At 64.0% G+C, this 20080-nt stretch carries 17 protein-coding genes; 10 read left to right on the forward strand and 7 right to left on the reverse strand.

The window, feature by feature from the left end; all coding sequences use genetic code 11:
- Positions 1-63: 63 nt before the first annotated feature.
- A complete protein-coding gene (locus tag H7A12_04360) occupies positions 64-1656 on the reverse strand; it encodes a 4Fe-4S binding protein (protein MCP5320044.1) in 1593 nt (530 codons plus the stop codon).
- A gap of 261 nt (positions 1657-1917) precedes the next feature.
- Between H7A12_04360 and H7A12_04365 the strand changes: the two genes are divergently transcribed.
- The 4 genes from H7A12_04365 to H7A12_04380 are packed head-to-tail and all read left to right on the forward strand — an operon-like array spanning position 1918 to position 7027.
- Positions 1918-2319, forward strand: coding sequence for a hypothetical protein (locus H7A12_04365; GenBank protein ID MCP5320045.1), 402 nt, complete (start codon positions 1918-1920; stop codon positions 2317-2319).
- The gene (locus H7A12_04370) at positions 2307-4388 is read left to right on the forward strand and encodes a TonB-dependent receptor (GenBank protein ID MCP5320046.1); all 2082 of its coding nucleotides are present in this window, start codon (positions 2307-2309) and stop codon (positions 4386-4388) included. Before H7A12_04365 ends, H7A12_04370 begins: the two co-directional genes overlap by 13 nt.
- Positions 4389-4428: 40 nt before the next feature.
- Positions 4429-5589 (forward strand): NnrS family protein, encoded by a 1161-nt coding sequence (locus H7A12_04375; protein MCP5320047.1) that lies wholly within the window; start codon positions 4429-4431, stop codon positions 5587-5589.
- 31 nt (positions 5590-5620) lie between these two features.
- A complete protein-coding gene (locus tag H7A12_04380; protein MCP5320048.1) occupies positions 5621-7027 on the forward strand; it encodes a M20/M25/M40 family metallo-hydrolase in 1407 nt (468 codons plus the stop codon).
- Here H7A12_04380 and H7A12_04385 read toward each other — a convergent pair.
- Positions 7017-7784, reverse strand: coding sequence for an SDR family oxidoreductase (locus tag H7A12_04385; GenBank protein MCP5320049.1), 768 nt, complete (start codon positions 7782-7784; stop codon positions 7017-7019). The genes H7A12_04380 and H7A12_04385 overlap by 11 nt on opposite strands.
- A 183-nt stretch (positions 7785-7967) precedes the next feature.
- Here H7A12_04385 and H7A12_04390 point away from each other — a divergent pair, with 183 nt between their 5' ends.
- The gene (locus H7A12_04390) at positions 7968-8633 is read left to right on the forward strand and encodes a DsbA family oxidoreductase (protein ID MCP5320050.1); all 666 of its coding nucleotides are present in this window, start codon (positions 7968-7970) and stop codon (positions 8631-8633) included.
- Here H7A12_04390 and H7A12_04395 read toward each other — a convergent pair.
- The 3 genes from H7A12_04395 to H7A12_04405 form a co-directional block, all read right to left on the reverse strand.
- Positions 8620-9645 (reverse strand): zinc-binding dehydrogenase, encoded by a 1026-nt coding sequence (locus tag H7A12_04395; protein ID MCP5320051.1) that lies wholly within the window; start codon positions 9643-9645, stop codon positions 8620-8622. The genes H7A12_04390 and H7A12_04395 overlap by 14 nt on opposite strands.
- Before the next feature lie 30 nt (positions 9646-9675).
- Positions 9676-10077 (reverse strand): RidA family protein, encoded by a 402-nt coding sequence (locus H7A12_04400; protein ID MCP5320052.1) that lies wholly within the window; start codon positions 10075-10077, stop codon positions 9676-9678.
- 368 nt (positions 10078-10445) lie between these two features.
- On the reverse strand, positions 10446-12494 hold the full coding sequence (locus tag H7A12_04405; GenBank protein ID MCP5320053.1) for a hydantoinase B/oxoprolinase family protein: 2049 nt from the start codon (positions 12492-12494) through the stop codon (positions 10446-10448).
- 445 nt (positions 12495-12939) lie between these two features.
- Between H7A12_04405 and H7A12_04410 the strand changes: the two genes are divergently transcribed.
- The 5 genes from H7A12_04410 (at position 12940) to H7A12_04430 (ending at position 19069) form a co-directional block, all read left to right on the forward strand.
- Positions 12940-15288 (forward strand): glycoside hydrolase family 3 C-terminal domain-containing protein, encoded by a 2349-nt coding sequence (locus H7A12_04410; protein ID MCP5320054.1) that lies wholly within the window; start codon positions 12940-12942, stop codon positions 15286-15288.
- A 492-nt stretch (positions 15289-15780) separates the two neighbouring features.
- Positions 15781-17049 (forward strand): tyrosine-type recombinase/integrase, encoded by a 1269-nt coding sequence (locus H7A12_04415; protein ID MCP5320055.1) that lies wholly within the window; start codon positions 15781-15783, stop codon positions 17047-17049.
- A gap of 107 nt (positions 17050-17156) precedes the next feature.
- Positions 17157-17615 (forward strand): hypothetical protein, encoded by a 459-nt coding sequence (locus H7A12_04420; protein MCP5320056.1) that lies wholly within the window; start codon positions 17157-17159, stop codon positions 17613-17615.
- Positions 17616-17714: 99 nt separating this feature from the next.
- The gene (locus H7A12_04425; protein ID MCP5320057.1) at positions 17715-18416 is read left to right on the forward strand and encodes a hypothetical protein; all 702 of its coding nucleotides are present in this window, start codon (positions 17715-17717) and stop codon (positions 18414-18416) included.
- A complete protein-coding gene (locus tag H7A12_04430; GenBank protein ID MCP5320058.1) occupies positions 18413-19069 on the forward strand; it encodes a hypothetical protein in 657 nt (218 codons plus the stop codon). Before H7A12_04425 ends, H7A12_04430 begins: the two co-directional genes overlap by 4 nt.
- Positions 19070-19170: 101 nt before the next feature.
- On the opposite strand, the gene H7A12_04435 is transcribed toward H7A12_04430, so the two are convergent.
- Together H7A12_04435 and H7A12_04440 are read right to left on the reverse strand one after the other, a co-directional pair.
- The gene (locus tag H7A12_04435) at positions 19171-19503 is read right to left on the reverse strand and encodes a putative addiction module antidote protein (GenBank protein MCP5320059.1); all 333 of its coding nucleotides are present in this window, start codon (positions 19501-19503) and stop codon (positions 19171-19173) included.
- Positions 19504-19506: 3 nt separating this feature from the next.
- Positions 19507-19803, reverse strand: coding sequence for a type II toxin-antitoxin system RelE/ParE family toxin (locus H7A12_04440; protein MCP5320060.1), 297 nt, complete (start codon positions 19801-19803; stop codon positions 19507-19509).
- Positions 19804-20080: the final 277 nt, after the last annotated feature.

Consider the following 20080-nt stretch of genomic DNA (forward strand, 5'->3'; position numbering starts at 1 on the left):
CTGTCGCCAAGGCATCCAGTCGTCGATGCAAGCAGCGTTTTGCGGCAGCCTCTGACCTTGCTGCTACTCGAGCTGCTGCAGAGCAATCTCGTTTGCGCGTGTTTCACGCTTCTCGCGCCGCTTGCGCTTCTCGACCAGCGGCGGGCAGCGGTGGTCGTCGTGGTAGATCACCTGGCACTCCAGGCAGTAGTGACACTCGTTCTCGATGATCTCGCCGGTGGGCCGAATCGCACCGACCTCGCACTGGGCCGCGCAGACCTGACAAGGGTTGCCACACTCGCGACGCCGGCGCAGCCAGTCGAAGATGCGAAACCGCGTGAAGAAACTGAGTGCGGCACCGAGCGGGCACAGGTACTTGCAGTAGAACTTGCTGTTGAACGCCGCGACCACCAGCAATCCCGCCGCATAGAGCACGAACGGCCAACCGCGCACGAAATGCAGCGCAAACACGGTCTTGAACGGTTCGACCTCGGCAACCGTGGCCGCGCGTGACATCGAATCGAGCGACAGTCCGAACAGCGCGATCAGGATCAGGTACTTGATCGCCCACAACCGCTCGTGGACCATCGCGGGAAACTCGAACTGGGGCCACTTGAAGCGCTGGGCAACGGTATGGATCAGCTCCTGTGTCGCGCCGAACGGGCACAGCCAGCCGCAGTAGACTCCCCTGCCCCACAGCACGATCGTCACCGCGACGAAGGCCCACAGGATGAACGTCACCGGTTCCAGCAGCAGCGTCTCCCACGAGAAGCCTGCCGCAAGCACGTGGTTGAACGCGAGCATGTTGACGATCGACAACTGCCCCATGCTGTAGAAACCGACGAAACCCACCGTGAACAGCAGATAAGCGATGCGCACGCGCCGGAACAGCACGGGCCGCAGCACCAGCCAGTCCTGGAACACCAGCACCGTGACCAGGAACAGCAGTGCCGTCAGCAGCACGGCGATGCGAATCCAGCGCGCCTTCCACAGTTGCAGCCACTCGGGCTCGCCGGCGGACGCCGCCTGGGCGATCGCGTACGCCGCCGCCTCGGTGCTGCGGCTGACAGCCGATCGCGTGGCGCCAGCCTGTTCCTGCGCTGGTGCAGCGTGCTCCGCTCGCGGCAGACCGAGCGCAGCAGCCACGACCTGCGCCGAGCGCATCAGGCTCTGATTCAGCACCATCGCGGTGATCGTCGCACCGCTGATCGCATCCAGCCCGCGATAGCCGCCACCGTCGTCGGCGCCCACACGCACCTGCGTCTTTGCCGCCAGGCCGACGTACTGGGAGAGAAAATGCTGCAGATCGGCATCCTTGACGCCGATCACCAGGATCGGCTCCTCATGGGCGATGATTTTTGCGCCTGCAATGGTCGCGTCCGGGCGCAGCCCGACCAGTACCGAGATCGGCTTGCCCGAGTACGCTGGCATCGGGAAAATCTCATCGCTCAGAAACACCCAGCCCTGCAGGGTATCGCCGGCATAGACCGCACGCGCACGCACCACGTCCAGCGTGTCACCAAGCCGTTCGGCCGGTGGGAAGACGTCGCGAACGGCATCCAGCTCGAGCGCCTCGAGACGCCAGGCCGGTGGTGCCGCCACCGCGCAGGAGCACAGCATCGTCACCGCCAGAATCACGCCCAGCGAACGGCTCAACACGCGACCCAACGCGCTCATCATCACTGGCACCTCCCGCCGTGGACGCCTGTCATACCCATTGCACTGCCGTGGCCGATTCCGGAACCCGCGCATGATAAATCCATCGGGCATTCTCCCAGCAGTGGCCTATGTCAAATTTCCATCCATCGGTTCCAGGCATTGTGGGCGCGCGGCCGCAAGGGACTGTTTCGGGTCATTGTCCGGGCTCCGAAAGCTGGATCACCTCGGCCGGACAAGGGATCATGTGCGGCGGAAATCGATACCCCCGGAAGCAGCGTCTTGCCCCACTCCCTGCTCATCGCCTTCTGCGCCGTCGTCTGCTTCACCCTCTCGCCGGGGTTCAGCGCGCCGGTGCGTGCGGCAGGAAGTGGCGATGACGCCGTCAACGAGCGTCCGCCCGTGACGTCCGTGCAGCGTGAACGCCACTGGCACGTCGATTGCGAGCGCCTGCGGCAGGAACTGCTGCAGATATCCTCGTCACACGCTGTATCGGAGGCCTATATGACGCGCTGGCGCGAGTCGCTCGCCTTGTGTGCCGCGATCCACAACACCCCGGGGACGCCCGCCGCCGGTTCCTGCCCGGACTACGCCGGGGCGCGACGCGTGATCGCCGCTACGCGCGGCGACGCCGGACCTGACCTGATATCACAGCTGAGGAGACCTCTCGCATGCGAACCCTGAGAAACACGCTCGCCATCGCGATCGGCGCCTGTTCGGCCACCGCCCCCGCCTGGGCAGCGTCGGAGACCGGCGCGAAGGCGATGTTCGAGGAAGTGGTGGTCACCGCGCGCCGCGCGCCGCGCATCGTCATGGAAGCGAGCGAGACCGTCAGCGTGATCGACCGCGAACAGTTGCGCCGCAACACCGCCTACGAGCTGGCCGACGCGATGCGCGGCCTGCCCGGGCTGCAGGTCACGGACGGCGGCCAGCCAGGACTGAAGCGCGTGCGCATCCGCGGCGAGGAGTCACGGCGCACCGCGATCCTGCTCGACGGACAGGAGATCACCGATCACTGGGAGTACGGCACCCCGCTCAGCCTGAATCCGCTGCTGGTCGAGCGCATCGAGGTGGTGCGCGGCTCGGGATCGGTGCTGTACGGACCGCGCGCGCTGAGCGGTGTGGTGAACTTCATCACGCGCAAGGGCGGCACCGAACCACTGCAGTTCGAGGCGAGTTCGGGCTGGAATTCCGCCACCAACGGGCGCGAGCGCTTCGCCAGCGTGTTTGGCGATCTCCACGGCCTCGGATACCGGGTAGCCGTCTCCGATGGCGACCACGGCAAACGCGACACTCCCGACGGCGAGATCGAAAACACCGCCTTCGACAACAACAGCGTCTACGCCTGGATCGGACGCGACTTCGGCGCGCACCGCCTCGAACTGCTGTACGACCGCTACGAATCGGCCACCGATGTGTTCGTCGAGGAAGAACAGCGCACGGCGTTCCCGCTCACCGATTTCCGCGTCGACGTGCCGCAGCGCGACCGCGAAAAGATCGGCCTGAGCTACCAGTGGCGTGACGTGGCTGGTTTCCTTCCGCTGATCAAGGTGCAGGCGAACCGCGCGCGCAACGATCGGCAGTTCAACACGTTCAGCAGCACCTTCCTTCCCGTGCCGCGGCCCGTCGCGACGGATCGCAGCGTCTACAGCGACGCCGAACTGGAAATGGACGACGTGGTGACGCAGTTCGACTGGATCCCGGCGCGCGACCACTACATCGTGAGCGGCATCCAGTACAGCGAGGAACGCGTCACGCAGGACCGCCACGTGGACATCGTCACCAACGGCGTCACCGGACGCCCCGAGGACATCCGTGACCAGGCGGCGATCAAAACGCTCGCACTGTTCGTGCAGGACGAGTGGCACGTCGCCGAGCACACCACGCTGACGATTGGCGCACGCCAGTACCGCGTCGAGGGCCGGCTCGAGGCGAGCAATCGCGCCGGGCTCTCGCCGGGCAGCAACAACGATACCCACACGATCGCGAATCTCGGTCTGAGCCACGAGCTCAGCGACGATCTGGTCCTGCGCGCCAACGTCTCGCAGGGCTACGTCTACCCCTCGCTGCTGCAGTTTGCGATCGGCGCCTACGCGGCGTCGCGCTACGTGAACCCGAATCCGGATCTGAAGCCGGAAACCGCCCTGTCGTGGGAAGCCGGGGTGCGCGTACGCACGCTCGGCTGGGTGTTCGACGCCGGCGTGTTCCGCAGCGAATCCGAGGACTACATCGACCACGTGTTCTGCACACCCGCCGACGGCTGCATCACGAGCCGCGACAAGCGTTACGTGAACATCGGTGAATCCGAGGCGCAGGGCATCGAACTGTACGCCAGCCGCGCCGAAGGCACGCAACACTGGCGGCCCTACGCCAGCCTCACCTGGATGGAGCGCGAGAACCGCTACCAGACATTCACGACGAAGGACACCGGCGTGCCCGAACTGAGCGGTTCGCTCGGCGTGGTCTGGGAGCCCGCGTTCGCTGCCGCGCTGGACGGCTGGCTCGACCTCGCGTTGCGCGGCGAGACGCACTCGAAGCGCGAGGAGCCGTCCAGCACCGGCACGCCGATGCTGCAGAGCGACGACGCGTGGCTCACCCTGAACCTCAGCGGTGGTCTGCAGTTCGGCGCACGCAAGCAGTTCGGCCTGGTCATGGAACTGGAAAACCTCGCGGACAAGCGCTATTCGACGTCGGCCGAGAACCTGCTTGCGCCAGGGCGCAGCGTCTCGGCACGCGTGACGGTGGCCCTCTGAGGCAGAGCGAAGCGCGGCGCCGAGGAATCGGAGGACTGACATGAGTGCATTGTTCGACCGCGGCTTCCGCCCCTTCTTCACCGGCGCCGTGCTGTTCGCGCTGCTGTCGATGGGACTCTGGGCCGCGATCCGGGGCGACTGGTATCAGCCCGAGTTCAGCGGCATCAACGCCAGTCAATGGCATGCGCACGAGATGATCTACGGCTACTCGCTGGCCGTGATCACGGGCTTCCTGCTGACCGCGATCCGCAACTGGACCGGCGCCCAGACCCTGCATCACACGCCGCTCGCACTCGCGTTCGCGCTGTGGGCGATCGCCCGTCTCGCGCTCACGGCGGGCACCCGCTTCATCGCAGTAGCGGCAGTCGCCGACCTGCTGTTCGCACTGGTGCTGATCCTTGCCTGTGGCGTGCCGGTGGTGCGCGCCCGCCAATGGCGCCAGATGGCGATCCTCTCCAAGCTGGTGCTGCTCGGCACCGGCAACGCCCTGTTCTATGCCGGTGCCTTCGGTGCGTTCGAGCCGGGTCTGCGCTGGAGCATCTACGGCGGCTTCTACGTGGTGCTGGCGCTGATCCTGACCATGATGCGGCGCATGATCCCCGGCTTCACCGAGAACGCGATCCAGCCGCGCGTGAAACTGCGCAACGCGCTGTGGCTCGACATGTCGAGCCTGGTGTTGTTGCTCGTGTTCTGGATCACCGAGGTGTTCCTGCGCTGGCACGCCGTGGCGGCAATCGCGAGCGCACTGATGTTCCTGATCAACGCGACCCGGGTGGTGTTCTGGCACACACCGGGCATCTGGAGCCGCCCGCTGCTGTGGAGCATGCACGTGTCGTTCGCGCTGATCGCGCTCGGCTTCCTGCTGCACGCACTCAGCGCGGTCACCTCGCTGAGTCCTTCGCTGGCGCTGCACACCTTCGCGCTCGGCGGGATCGCGCTGATCACGCTGTCGATGATGACGCGCGTCTCGCTGGGCCATACCGGTCGCAGTGTGCACGCGCCACCGCGCATCACCGGCGCGATGTTCGGACTGCTGCTGTTCGCGGGGGCACTGCGCGTGGCGGGCCCGGCGCTCTACCCGCCAGCGTACGCGAGCTGGATCCTGTGTGCGCAGTTGGCCTGGATCGCTGCGTTTGCGGTATTCGCGGGCGGCTGGCTGCCGATGCTGTCCCGCCCGCGCGTCGACGGCCAGCCCGGCTGACGACGAAGGCCACGTCAGGGAGACCCGGCTCATGGATATACGATCGACGTCGCGGTTCATCGATTCGCTGTGGATGGACTCGATCGTACCCTCACTCGGCGAGTACATCCGCATTCCGAACCTGTCGCCACAGTTCGACCCGAACTGGGAACGCAACGGGCACATGCGCGAGGCGATCAACCTGGTCGCCGACTGGTGCCGCGCCCACGCACCACGCGACATGAAGCTGCAGATCGTGCAACTGCCGGGCCGCACCCCGCTGCTGTTCATCGAGATTCCGGGGCAAGGTGCGGAAACCGTGCTGATGTACGGGCATCTCGACAAGCAACCGGCGTCGGATCGCTGGTCGAACGGACTCGATCCGTGGATCCCGGTACTGCGCAACGAGCGACTGTACGGGCGTGGCGCGGCCGACGACGGTTACGCAACCTACGCCTCGCTGGCCGCGATCCTCGCGCTGCAGCACGCCGGCCTGCCACACGCGCGCTGCGTGCTGCTGATCGAGACGGGTGAGGAATCGGGCAGCCCCGACCTGCCTGCCTATATCGAGCACCTGCGTGAACGCATCGGCACACCGTCGCTGGTCGTCTGCCTCGACTCCGGCGGGGGCAATTACGAACAGTTGTGGCTCACGGTATCGCTGCGCGGCATGATCGGCGCGCGCCTGCGCGTCGACGTGCTGCACGAAGGAGTGCACAGCGGGGCTGCGTCCGGCATCGTGCCGTCGAGTTTTCGCGTCCTGCGCCAACTGCTGGCGCGTATCGAGGACGCCGGCAGCGGACACATGCTGCTGCCGGAACTGCACGTGGCAGTGCCCGCCGATCGCCTGCAACAGGCACGCGAGGCTGCCGCAACCCTCGGTGATTCGGCATGGAACGAGCTGCCGTTCCTCGACGGCGTGCTCCCGATGGGCGAGAACGACCTCGAGCGCATACTGAACCGGACCTGGCGCCCCGCGCTGTCGGTGACCGGAGCCGACGGCCTGCCGGCACTCGATGCCGCGGGCAACGTGCTCAGGCCGCATACCGCACTGATGCTGAGCATCCGCCTGCCGCCAACCGCAGATGCAGGCACGGCGCTGGAGGCGGTGCGGCACGCGCTGACGCGCGACCCGCCGCAAGGCGCCAGCGTGCACTTCGAGGGGAGTGCGACAGCGGGCTGGAACGCACCGCCGCTTGCGCCCTGGCTCGCCGAGTCGCTGGCGCAAGCCTCGCAGCAGCACTTCGGCAAACCGTGTGTGGGCTTCGGCGAAGGCGGCAGCATTCCACTGATGGGGCTGCTCGAGGCAGCGTTTCCCTCAGCCCGGTTCGTGATCACCGGAGTGCTCGGCCCGCAGTCGAACGCACACGGACCCAACGAATTCCTGCACGTACCGTACGCCCGCCGACTGAGTGCCTGCGTCGCACGCGTGCTGCACGATCACTGCGTCAACCGCTGACGGTGTAGCCACCGTCGACTGCCAGCGTCTGGCCGGTGATCCAGCCCGCCGCCGCGCTGGTGAGAAACAGCACCGCTCCTGCGATGTCCTGTGGCACGCCGAGCCGCCCGGCGGGAGTGCGCGCGAGCGTAGGCTCCGCCCAAGCCGGGTTCGCGAACGTGCTCGCCGTCATGCGGCTTTCGGTAAGGCCCGCCGCGACCGCATTCACGCGGATGCCGTGCTTGCCCCATTCGACCGCGAGCGCGCGCGTGAGCCCGAGCAGGCCCGTTTTCGCGGCACCGTAACCGGGCACGATGCCGATGCCGAAAAAGGAACTCATCGAACCGATGCCGATGATCGAGGCGCCTCCGGCGAGCGAGCTGCCCGCCAGCACCTCGCGACAGCCGTGTGCCATCCGGTAGCCACCGATGAGGTGCATGTTCACGGCGCGCGCAAACACTTCCGGTTCGTACTCGTCGAGTCCGAGGCTCGGCATGGCCAGCCCGGCGTTGTTGACCAGGATATCGAGCCGGTCCTGCACCGCCGCCACACGCGCGATCTGCTCCGCGTTCTCGATGTCGAGTTGCAGGTAGCGATAGCCCGACAGATCGTCGTCGTACTCGGCTGCCGACGCCCGCGTGCCGGTGACCGTCACCCGCGCCCCCGCATCGCGATACGCCGCGGCGATGGCCGCACCGATGCCACTGGTGCCACCCGTGACCAGTACGCATGTGCCGTCGTAATCGAAACGCACCCGATTGGAAGCACTGCCGCTCATCGCACTCACTCCTTTTTCCGAAGATCCGACCGTCACGAACGTGCGGCCTTGCTGGCGTACTCATCCCGGCGGGCGGGCTGCATACAACAGGCGCGTAAAATAACACGCATCATCGAGCCGATGCGGCGTGCTACCTTCTGCATTCACCTGCACCGGCCGCCACGACAGAGGAGCAGCCAGGACATGAGCGTCAGCCTGAGAATCGATTTCGTCTCCGACATCGCCTGCCCGTGGTGCGCGGTCGGGCTGGCTTCGCTGCAGCAGGCACTGTCACACTGCCGCGACCAGTTGAGCGCCGAGCTGCATTTCCAGCCCTTCGAGCTCAATCCGGGCATGCCACCCGAAGGCGAGGATGTGGGCGAACACCTGGCGCGCAAATACGGCTCCACGCCCGAACGGCAGGCGGAAATGCGCGCCATGATCGCCGAGCGTGGTGCGGCGGTCGGGTTCCGGTTCAACCCGGACGGACGCAGCCGGATCGTCAACACTTTCAACGCCCACCGGCTGCTGTACTGGGCCGGAACCGAGGACGACAAGCGACAACTGGCGCTCAAGCAGGCGTTGCTCGAAGCCTGCCACGGTCGTGACCAGCGGGTCGATCACGACGCCGTGTTGCTGGCAGCGGTGGAGCAGGCAGGACTCGACGCGAACCGTGCGCGGCAGATCCTGGCAAGCGACGAGTTCGCGAACGAAGTGCGTGCCGCCGAGCGCCAGTGGCAGGAAGCCGGCATTCATGCCGTGCCCGCGGTGGTGATCGAACGCAGGCATGTGATCAGCGGCGCGCAGACGCCCGACGTGTTCGAGCAGGCGCTGCGCCGGCTCGCGCGTGGTGACGCTACAGCCGGATGATCAGCTTGCCGATGATGTCACGGCTTTCCATGAGTTCGTGCGCCCTGACGATCTCCTCCAGAGGCAGCATCTGGCAGATCAGCGGCTTGAAGTAGCCGTTGTTGAGGTGCTGCACGGCTTCGCTCAGGTCCTGGATCGTTCCAAGCCGCGAACCGAACACGCGGATCTGCTTCACGAAGGCGTAGGTGATGTCCATCTTCACCTCGTCGCCGCTGGTGGCACCGGCGGTGACGATCGAGCCGCCCGATGCACACATCTCGACCGAACGTTGCCAGCTCGCACTGCCGATGTGTTCGAACACGATGCTCGCACCACGACCCGAAGTGAAATCCATGATCGCGTCGACCATGCCCGGCTTGTAGTGGTCGACGATCAGGTCGGGCCTGTAGCGGGCGAGTATCTCGCGCTTTTCCTCACTGCCGGCGCTGGTGATCACCGTTGCGCCAACCCGTTTCGCGATCTCGATGGCAGCGCTGCCAAGCCCGCTCGTACCGGCCCACACGAAGATCGTGTCGGAGGGCTTGATGCCGACCTTGCCGACCAGCATCTGCCACGCCGTGATGTAGCTGTTCGGGAACGCGGCTGCGTGATCGATCGGCACGCTGTCGGCAAGCCGGGCGACGTTCGCGCCTCCGACGACCGCATACTCCGCATAACTCCCGTTGTAGACGCTGAAGCGCGGGCAATACTGAAACGCACCGTTGCGACAGTAGTCGCAGTTGCGGCACGGCAGGTACGGATTGGCGATGACACGATCCCCGACCTTGAACGCCCCCTCCGTATCCGGCCCCACTTCCTCGACGACCCCGCACACGTCGACCCCGAGCAGGCTCGGCAGATCGACGTGGTAGGCCGGATGCGGGTGTCCCTTGCGGATCCACACATCGCGATGGTTGATCGAAGTCGACTGCATGCGTACCAGCAGCTCTCCGGGGCCGGGCTTCGGGACCGGGACCTGCTCGACCCGCAACACCTGCGGGCCACCGTGTGCTCGTATCAATGCAGCTCTCATGGGTTGTCTCCCGTTTCGCAGCGCTGACGGCTACCGAAGATGCACCGTGGCCTCGATCTCGATCAGCAGACCGGGTACGGCAAGGCCGGTGACACCGACGATCGTCTGTGCCGGATGTTCGCTCGAGCCCTGGATCTCCTCGATCGCCGCGGTCATCACCTCGTACCGGGAAGGGTGCAGCGTGTAGATCGTGCGCCGGATCACGTCGCCCCATCCGACACCGATCGCATCGAGCGCGACCTGGAGATTGCGCATCGCCGCCTTCGTCTGTTCACCGAGATCGTCGCCACCGATGACGCTGAAATCCGGTGCAAGCGCAACCTGTCCTGCAATGCACGCGATTCGTCCACCTGCGGGCGCAATGGCGATATGGCTGAATCCGGGCGACGGGTGCAGCTTCGAAGGGGTGATCAACTCGCGCGATACGTTCATGACGATTCCTCCTGGGCACGATTGCAGCAACACGTTGAAAACCCGGCGAACCGGCAGAAACACGAGATCCCGCCGGGCCTGGAAAAACTCATGCAGAGAGTCGTGCGCAATTCACGGGAAATCAATAGTTGCCCGGTGAAGCTCGCGCCGCACTCGCTTCCGTGGCACGAGCGCGCCACATTGCGACGTGGTGCTAGATGGAGTCTGCAATGTCCACGACGACGATACGCCGCGGGCATCGCCGCGTCGGGAGAAACCATCCCGTGGCAAGAGACGCGTGGCTGTCTCGAGGCACGGATTGGTGGCAATCCGAGGGCAGCGCGAGGCCGGCTACGATGTTGCATTGCTGTTCATGGAAGCAAATCATTTCACGCAAAAAACGCATCCCCTGCTGCAGGTTTGGCGTCAGGCCACGACCCGTAGGTACGCAGGAGTTCGGCAGGCAACGAAAGTTTTTCCCATTCGGTCAGAAACTCGGCGCAGGGCTTCCCGCGCCCGAGGCGCATGTGGCGCTCCTCTGCCCGCAACCGTTCCGTGCCCGCCTCGTCCACGATCAGCGTCCGCTCGTCATAAGCGACACAGAACACCTTGCGCGCCGTCCAGTGGGAGTACACGCCGGTACGCAGATCCTGCATGATCGCCTCGGGATCACGTTCGAGCACGTCGCCCCAACCACCACCGCCGGGTCCACAGGACGGAAAGCCGTCTCCCTCCGTCATCGGCTTGAACGGAAGAATATTGGCCATTTCGAAACTTGCGGCGCCATGCCCGGGTTCGATCATCTGCTGGATCCGTGTCGGGAGCTCGATGCCCGGATCGGCAAACGGAAGGACTCCTTCATTGCGAACCCGTATGGCCGGGGTGCAATTTGCCGCGTAGCCGCCAAAAATGCCGGTATTGATCGGAAAACTGTGCGGGAGCGAGATGATCTGGCCGTAAAGGCTTGCCGAATCGTGCACATACACGCCGGAAGCTCCTCCTGCGCCGCCCCGATATTTCCCTGCCCCCGCCTGGTCGTGCGCCAGGCGCCGGAAGGCGTATATGAAGGGATGCTGGATTTCATCGTGTTCGATATCGAGGCTGTCGGCCGTGATCCCGACCAGCACGCCCATCGAATCGATGCCGTCACCGACGGAACAGGCCCCACCGGCCGCCGAGTTGTACATGTTGTTGGCAAAACCGGTCGTCATGCGCTGGTACTGGTCTAGCCCGGCATAGGCATAGAGAGTACCGATCCACCCGATGGGCAAGGCCATGTATTCGTGTCTGGTCAGATATCCGGCGCGAATGATGCATTGCATGAACGCCTGCGCCGCTGCAGCCAGCAGATTCGCACTGAGCATCACGGCTGCATCGGGAAACGGATTGAGCACCGTGCCCGCGGGCGGTGCGATGATTTCGATGGCGTTCAGCAGCCCCGAACTGCAGGGCACTCCAGGCACTACGTAAGCCGGCAGTTGCGCATTGATCGCCGCACGCACCAGATGGGTCGGGCAATTGCCTGCAGCCGGCACCTGCGGTGAACACCCGTTCAGGTCGACCGTGATGGTATCGCCGTGCACATGCACGGTGATCATGATCCGGAGCAAACCATCCTCGTTATTTCCGGGAGCATCGAGAAACAGGACCTGCCGGTAGACGCCATCCAGCAGTTCGCCAAAGACCCGCCGCACGGCCTTATCCGTTGCGTCGATCATGCGGCGCATCACTCCCGCGATGCGGTCGGCGCCTGCCTCGCCAAACAGTGCCAGCAGTCGCTCTTCACCCCGCACACAGGCTGCACAGCGGACCCGGAGATCACTCTCGAACATCCGGTGATTGCGCACCATGTTGCAGAACATGGCCACCATATCGCTTTTCAGTTCGTGGTTTTCCGCGATTTTCAGCGGCGGCGATTTCAGGCCTTCGTCGTAGCGGCTCCGAATGTGCTCCTGCCCGCCTGGATCGGTTTCACCGATTTCCTGGTTATGCCCTATGGTCACGACCCAGCACACCAACTGGCCTTCATGAAATACCGGCATCAGTATTTGCAGATCCGGTGTGTGGAGGCCGCCCAGTTGCGGTTCATTGGCAAAGAAGATGTCGCCAGGGCGCACGCCTACGCTCGGATCATCCAGATAATATTTCCTGATGAACTTGATCGATATCTGACCGGTAATGGAGTGCACGTAGGTACCCGGAGCAGCAATCGCCAGATCACCCTGTGCGGTATAGATGCCGAAGGAGCAGTCGCCCGATTGAATCGGCTCCGAGATCGCAGTCGTGGTCATTATGGTTTTCGCCTCCTGTGCAATCAGCTCGAGGCGAGCCGAATAGACGGCGAAATCACCCGCATCGAGATTCTCCAGCCCCCGCAATTCACGCTCATCCGCCGGTTCGGCGGCGAATCGCCGCATGATCTCCGGATACAGTTTCATGAATGGAATCTCCTCACGGCTTCACCGATCTGGCCGTTGGCATGCCGTTGCATCTGCTGCTCCTCCTTGCGCGGATCGTCATGCCGACGTCGTTCCAGCGTTGAGCCAGGCGGCTCTGTCGAGCATGCACCCCCGCTCCCGCCGATGCCAGTGCCCGACACGGAACCCGCGTCGTTCGATGACCGCGGTGGCGTGACGTGCCGGCCATTGGGTGTCGCTCTCGTTCATGGATAATGGGCACCATAAGACCCCATCCCAACGGGAAACCGCCATGCCCACCACGCCATCCCGACTTCGTTCGTCGAAATCATGCCGGTTCGGCACTATGCTGCTGGGCGTGATCCTGAACACCTGTCTGCTCCTCCACAGCGGGCAAGCCAGCAGCGAAAGTCATCGTGACAGCAACCTCAGCCCTGAGCGGCGGGCAGAACTGCTGGTAGCAGCGATGACGCTGGCGCAAAAAATGGCACAACTGACCGGCGCCATACCCGAAGTCCTGCCCGACTTGCCGGAGTGCCTTGGTGCGCGCCACATCACGGGAATCCTGGAGCTTGGCATCCCGACGTTGCGCGTCACCAACGGCCCCGTCGGCCTGGGGCAGAACGACTGCGTTGCGGCAACGGGACGCACCTCGCGGATCATGACGCTGCCCAGCGGGGAACAGGTCGATTTTTCCGCTTACACCGACGCCTCGTCCGCCAGGGCGACGGCGTTGCCGTCGGCGCTGGGTGCTGCAGCCAGCTTCGATCCGGCCGTCGCGCATGCCTACGGCGATCTGATCGGTACCGAAATGAACGACCTCGGGCTGCACGTGTTCGAAGCGCCCGGCGTCAACATCGCCCGTCTGCCCGTCCTGGGGCGCAACTTCGAGTATTTCGGTGAAGATCCTTACCTGAGCGGCACGATGGGAACAGCCGAGACCAAGGGCGTACAGGCCAAGGGACTGATCGCCATGGTCAAGCACTACGTCGGCAACGAACAGGAGGTCAACCGCCAGACCATCCAGACCATGATCGACCGCCAGGTACTGCATGAAATCTACCTGCTGCCTTTCGAAATGGCGGTGAAGGAAGGCGGCGTTGCAGCTGTCATGTGCGCGTACAACTACGTCAACGGCACGCATTCATGCGAGAACAAGGAGCTGTTGACGGATGTGCTGCGTACGCAGTGGGGCTTCGACGGTTACGTGCAATCGGACTTCTTCGCGGTCAAGAGCACCGTCGTACCGCTGCTCGCCGGCCTCGACAACCTGATGCCAACGCCGGCGCAATGGGCACCGGAGAAGCTCGAACGCGCGCTCGCAAACGGCGAAATCAGCGAATCCGACATCGACCGGGCGCTGAAGCGGCGCTACGTGCAGATGTTCCGGGCCGGAATTTTTGACCGCCCGTTGACGCGCCGTGCGATCGATCATGCCGCCGGCGGCGCCAGGGCGCGCGCCATCGGCACGCAGTCGGCCGTGCTGTTGCAGAACAACGGAGCCCTGCCACTGCCGGCCACCGTCCACAATCTGGTCGTGATCGGCAAGGCGTCACAGATCTACGCACAACAGGCGGTAGCAGGCGGTTCGCGGGTCGGGAAGGCCATGGGTTCCGGTGGTGGAAGTTCCGATGTGGTCCCTGCCTACACCGTGGCACCCGTGGCCGGCATCGCGAAGGCCCTCGAGGAACTCGGCAATGTCACGGCCACCGTCAGGCTGATCCTGGTCGACGACGACAATGCAACCGCCACCATCGACGGGCGTTCGGGCACTTTCGCCAATGTCATGGCCGAGGCATCCGGCGCGGATGCCGTGATCGTGATGGCCGGCACGGTTTCCGAAGAAGGCGCGGATCGTGCTTCGTTTACCGCGAGCAACGGTCTGACACTCGCAGCGAGTGCGGCAGCAGGCAGCAGCCTCGACTGGTACGTGGATCTGCCCAACACGATCGCCACCGTCGAGGCGAGAGGCAACACGCCGCGCAACAGCAACACGGTAGCCATGATCCGCTCCATCCTTGCGACCACCTCGACCACCCGCAGGACGATGGCAGCCAAGACGGTGCTGGTGCTGAAGGACAACGCCGGCGTGGCAATCGATCCCGCGCTCGTCGGCAGTGCTGGCCCCGCCATCCTGGAAGTCTGGTTTCCGGGACAGGAAGACGGAAACATCGTTGCGGACCTGCTGTTCGGCCGCGCCAGTCCTTCCGGCAAGCTGCCCGTGACCTTCCCGTTCGTGGGCAAGGGTTTTCTGGACAACCTGTCCGCGACCCAGTATCCGGGCGTGATCGTCGATGGCCAACAGACCGTCGAGTACACCGAGAAGCTCGACGTCGGTTACCGCTGGTACGACGCGGCGCAACGCAGCGGTGCCTGCCCGACAGCACCGGACGGCTCGAATGCCTGCGTGGCGTTCGCCTTCGGTCACGGACTTTGCTACACCACTTTCACCCGGTCTCGACCACACCTGACTGCGGACAACGACAGGATCACGGTATCGGTCGACGTCAGGAACACCGGCAGCGTGCCCGGCGCCGAGGTGGTCCAGGTCTACGTCGGTCTGCCCGCATCGGCCGATGCCGTTGGCGCCGCGCAACCGCCGAAACGCCTGGCAGGATTCAGCAAGGTCAACATCGCTGCCGGCGAGACCAGCACCGTCACGATCACGATCGATCCGGCAGCCCACCATCATCCGCTGGATGTGTACGACAAGCAGCTCTCACAGTTCGTCACGCCACACGGGGAGTTCGTCGTCTGGGTCGGAAACTCTTCCTCACCAGCTGACCTGGTGAAGGCCGGAAGCTTCAGGCGCTGATACGAGCAGGGCTTTTCCCAACCGGTCCTGGCGGGAGGTTGGATACCTTTCAGCCGCCACGTGGGGCCATGTCGGTTGAAACCCGACCTGCGTCAGGCGCCCGAGACCTGGCATGGATCCGTCCGTAGGTCGCCATTCATGGCGACAGGAATGCCGCTGCCGTTTCTGACGGGCTGAAGCCCGAGCCACAACACGTCGGCTTGCAACCCGACCTACGGGCGAGGTGATGTGGGCGCCAGGCCACATGAACGAACAGAGAAAGTGCAGGAAGGTTGGCGGAGAGAGAGTCCGCCATATATGGCACAGCACGACACACCGCGATACACGATTGACCCGCAGCAAAGCGCCTGTTTTACAGCATATTATTGCCCTGTACCGTCCCACCCTGTAGCATCTTGTGCAGCCCGTTATCGCGCCTATGTGGCGGGAAATTTGGCGGGAAAGTGGCGGGAGATCGGGAGCTTCGACATGGCGCGCAAGATTGGAAAAGACATGGTGCTTGGCAAACAAATTCGCACGGCTGCTGCGGGTGCGCATGTTCGCGTCGACAAGGGGCTATATCTGCACGTGCAAAGCCCGGACGCGCAATCGTGGCTGTTTCGGTACATGCTTCACGACCGCCGCCGTGAAATGGGGCTTGGATCGTATCCCGCCGTCACGCTGGCACTCGCCACGGCCGCCGCAGACGCCGCCAGAGCCTCGATTGCCATGGGCGTCGACCCGTTGGACCAACGAGCGGCGCAACAAGCCGTCGCGGCCGCTGCGCGTGCTCAGGCAGCCGCCCGCGCCGTCACTTTCGGCGCCTGCGCCGCCGATTACATCGCCACGCACCGGCTCGGCTGGAAGAACACCAAGCACGCCAGCCAGTGGGAAAACACGCTGCGCGACTACGCGATGCCCGTAGTAGGACACCTGCCAGTTGCAGACGTGGGAACCGGGCACCTGCTCGAAATTCTCGGGCCTATCTGGACCACGAAGCACGAAACGGCAAGCCGCGTACGCAACCGCATTGAATTGATTCTGGACGCTGCCAAGGCAAAGGGGCTGCGCGAAGGGGAGAACCCGGCCAGGCTGCGCGGGCACCTGGACAAGCTGTTGCCCAAGCGCCCGAAGGCTGACCGCACTGTGCGCCATCACCCGGCGCTGTCCTGGCGCGAGCTGCCCGCGTTCTGGGCTGACCTGTCCGCAGTGGCTGGCGTCGGAGCTGAAGCCCTGCGGTTTACGATTCTGACGGCCGCGCGCACGGGCGAGACCATCGGCGCAACTTGGGACGAGATCGACATCGAGGCGCGTACCTGGACGATTCCAGCCGTACGCATGAAGGCCGGCGCCGATCACCGCGTGCCGCTCAGTCCTGAAGCCGTGGAGATCCTGCAACGCCAACGCGACGCCCAAAGCGAGCGCACCACCTCAACGCCCTACGTGTTCGCGGGCAAGCAGCACAAGCCAATCAGCAATATGGCGATGGCAAAGGTGCTCGAACGCATGGGGCGCGACACCATCACCGTGCACGGCTTCCGTTCCACCTTCCGTGACTGGATCGCCGAAGCCACCAGCCACCCGAGAGAGCTTGCCGAAAAGGCATTAGCGCACAAGCTTGCAAGCGCAGTGGAAGCCGCCTATCAGCGCGCTGACGTGGTTGAGAAGCGGCGCGAAGTAATGTCCGAATGGTCGCGGTACGCAACCGGGCCATCGAGGGGGGCGAATGTGGTGCCGATGCGGCTTGGTGGTGCCTCAACGGCTTTACGGAACGCGTGGTAGCATCCGAATCTGCCGCGCCTACCCCGACGGGGGGAAAACGGGTAACCCTGCCCCGCCGGCGCGGCAATCCTTCCAGCAGGGACAGCACCGCAGGGGGCGTGCCGCATATGGCAAAGCCGAGGCGTTCGGCCATCGTTTCCAAGTTTCTCGAAGAGATCGAGCGTGATGGAACTGCGAGCCAGTCAACGCAACTTCGCCTGGCTGAGTACTTGAACAAAAGACGCAACGAACCGGGCAGACCGTACGAATGGAAACGCCCCGAGCATTTGCGCGCGTGGTATCACATCGCAACAAAGCATTTGGGCATGAAGCCGATGGTTGCTCAAGCGCTGGGCGCTGAAAAGTTCAAGTGTGATGAATCGACGATCCGCAGAGCTGACATGTACCCGGCCCGCTTTTTGACGATAACTGAACTGCCGGATGGGCGATGGCATGCCGAATCAGCCCCTGGAATGAATGCGCGGGACACGAAAACAAAAAAAATCCTTGCGTGGTTCGACTTGCGCGAAGAGTACCCGCACCTTCCAATTTTCAATTGGACATTCGACGCGGACGACTTCCAGTGAAGTGATGAGAGACTAAAAGTTGTGAATTAATATTATCGCCTAACGCGCGGAAGTTCTTCCTGCGCATGCTGGCAGCACCTCACAACAAAGGTGCTGCCAATGACCCAGCAAACCGCATTCTTCACCTTCACGCCCACCGTCGCCGAACGCGATGAGGCGGGCCTGCCGCGCAGATTCGAGGGCGTCGCCTACTCGGGGGGCGTCATTCCTCAATACGGGGCGCACGGCGACGTAGCCGTTGATCTGGCCTCACTGCAACTGCCGAACGCGCCTATCTTCGCCCTGGTCGATCACGACCCGGGCAAGCGTGCCGGAAAGCTCGGCGCGCGTCTCGCGGGCAACCAGGTGCTGGTGTCCGGTGAGTTCTTCACCGCGTCGGATGCCGGCAAGGAAGTCGCCGCGCTGTTTGCCGAGGGCGCGCCGTGGCAGCTATCAATCGGCATTCAGGCCGCCGTCGAGTCGGGCGAGCGTCGAAGTGTGACGCTGAACGGGCGCGCTCTTTCCGTCGACACCATTTTTCGCAACGCGAAGCTGCGCGAAGTGTCTTTCGTGCCTGTAGGGGCTGATCCAGAAACCAGCGTACACGCATTCCGTGCGGCCCGTGCTCAGGCACGCAACCCCTTTGCATCCATGCCCACTGATTCCCTGCTGGAACTCACCGGCTTTGTCGTGGCAAACGGTTACAGCGTGGACCGTGAACGGCTGATCGCGATGGCGCGAGCACAGGATTTTTCAACCCGCAACGGTGTGTCGTTCGACCTGGCGTTGCAGATATTCACGCAAGAGGACAATCAACCATGAAACCAATCGAAGCACACCGCATCGTTCGCGAACTGCAAGCCCGATACAACGAACAGGCGAGCAAACTTGCGACCGAGGGCGAGAGAGAACCTGCACCCGTGCCGCAAGCGCCCGACGATGCCGAGAACCGCGAGATGCTTGTTGAGGCGGCACAGGCCGACGCCGCCGAAGGGGGCGATGCCAACGAAAAGCGTGTAGTTGCCAAGATTGCCGCCAAATACAAGCACTATCAGGCAGCAGTCGACGCATGGACGAAGCGCGAAAACGAGAAAGCCGCACGCTTGCAACCGTTACGCGCACGGCTCGACGTGCTCGAGGAGGCATGCCGTGTCGCGGAGGCAAACGCTGCGGAGGCCGAACGCGAAGAGGCTGAATCGCGACTCTTGGACCTGCAACCAAAGTACGGGCAAATTGTCGGCGCTGCGCTCGACCTGTGGGCGCATATGCAAGCGCTTTCAGAGATTGCCGGCCGATCACTTGGCAGCGTCATTCCGCCGTTATTTCAGGCAACCGGATTGCCTGAAGGTGACGATCTGGAACTGCCGGAAGGTTTTTACTTCGATCAATACTCGCGTGAAATCAAGTTCAATTCGATGAGCGGCGCTATACGCGCGCGCGAAGCCGCCATCGTTGCCGAATGGCGCGCAGTGTGAACAGTCAATGCCGGGGTGCTGCTGTGAATACAAGACCTGCGCGAGCGGGGAATAGCAGCATGGGCAAAGCTCGCTCAGTTGGGCAGCCCGGCGCCACTTCATCACCCCGCCGCGCCCTTGCGCTGTTTCGTAGCCGCTTTCGCTTCGAGCGGCGCTGCACTCAACCGAATGCCGAGTGCGCGCACAACCCGAATGATCGTGGCGAATTCGGGATTGCCGCCCGCCGACAACGCCCGGTAGAGCCCTTCGCGGCTCAGGCCCGAGTCGCGGGCGAGCTGCGTCATGCCGCGCGCCCTGGCTATGTCGTTGAGAGCGGCGCGAATCAGGCTGCCGTCGCCCGGGTCATCGTCCATGCACGCCTCAAGGTAGAGCACTGCGGCTTCGTCGGTTTGCAGATAATCAACGGGGTCCCAGCGGGTAAATTTCTCGGCCATATCTCAACCCTCCCATTCCTGCGCGATCTTCCGGGCTCGCTTGATATCGGCCGCCTGGGTTCGCTTGTCACCACCGGCCAACAACACGACAACCAACGGCCCGCGCCGCATGAAATACACGCGATAGCCGGGCCCGTAGTCGATCCGCAACTCGCTGAGCCCGTCGCCAACGGGGCGCACGTCGCCTGCATTGCCTTCGGACAGACGACGCACCCGCGCACTGATCCGCGCCACGGCCCGTTGATCTGTGAGTGCCGCGACCCAGCGCCGGAATGTGTCGCTTTGGATGATATCGAGCATACGAGCACTGTAACCCATAGATTACGCGCACACAATGCGTACCCTGTTGCACGCACGCGCAACGTGTGCCATGCTGGCCCTGCCAGTCATGGACTGGTGGGGAGTGAAGGCCCCTTGTACAGCGGAAGCCGCGCCCGACAGAATGCGGCTTTTTCATGCCCGGCGCTTATGCCGGGAGGGCGGCGGCGATACAAGACCCGCAAGGGGAAACCCGCCCGCCGTCTGTGCACGGCCTTCAACCTCCCGGCACCATTCGCGGGGTTGTGTGAAGGCGACT

The organism is Pseudomonadales bacterium (genome assembly GCA_024234165.1).
In the GTDB taxonomy this organism is placed as follows: Bacteria; Pseudomonadota; Gammaproteobacteria; order Pseudomonadales; family UBA5518; genus UBA5518.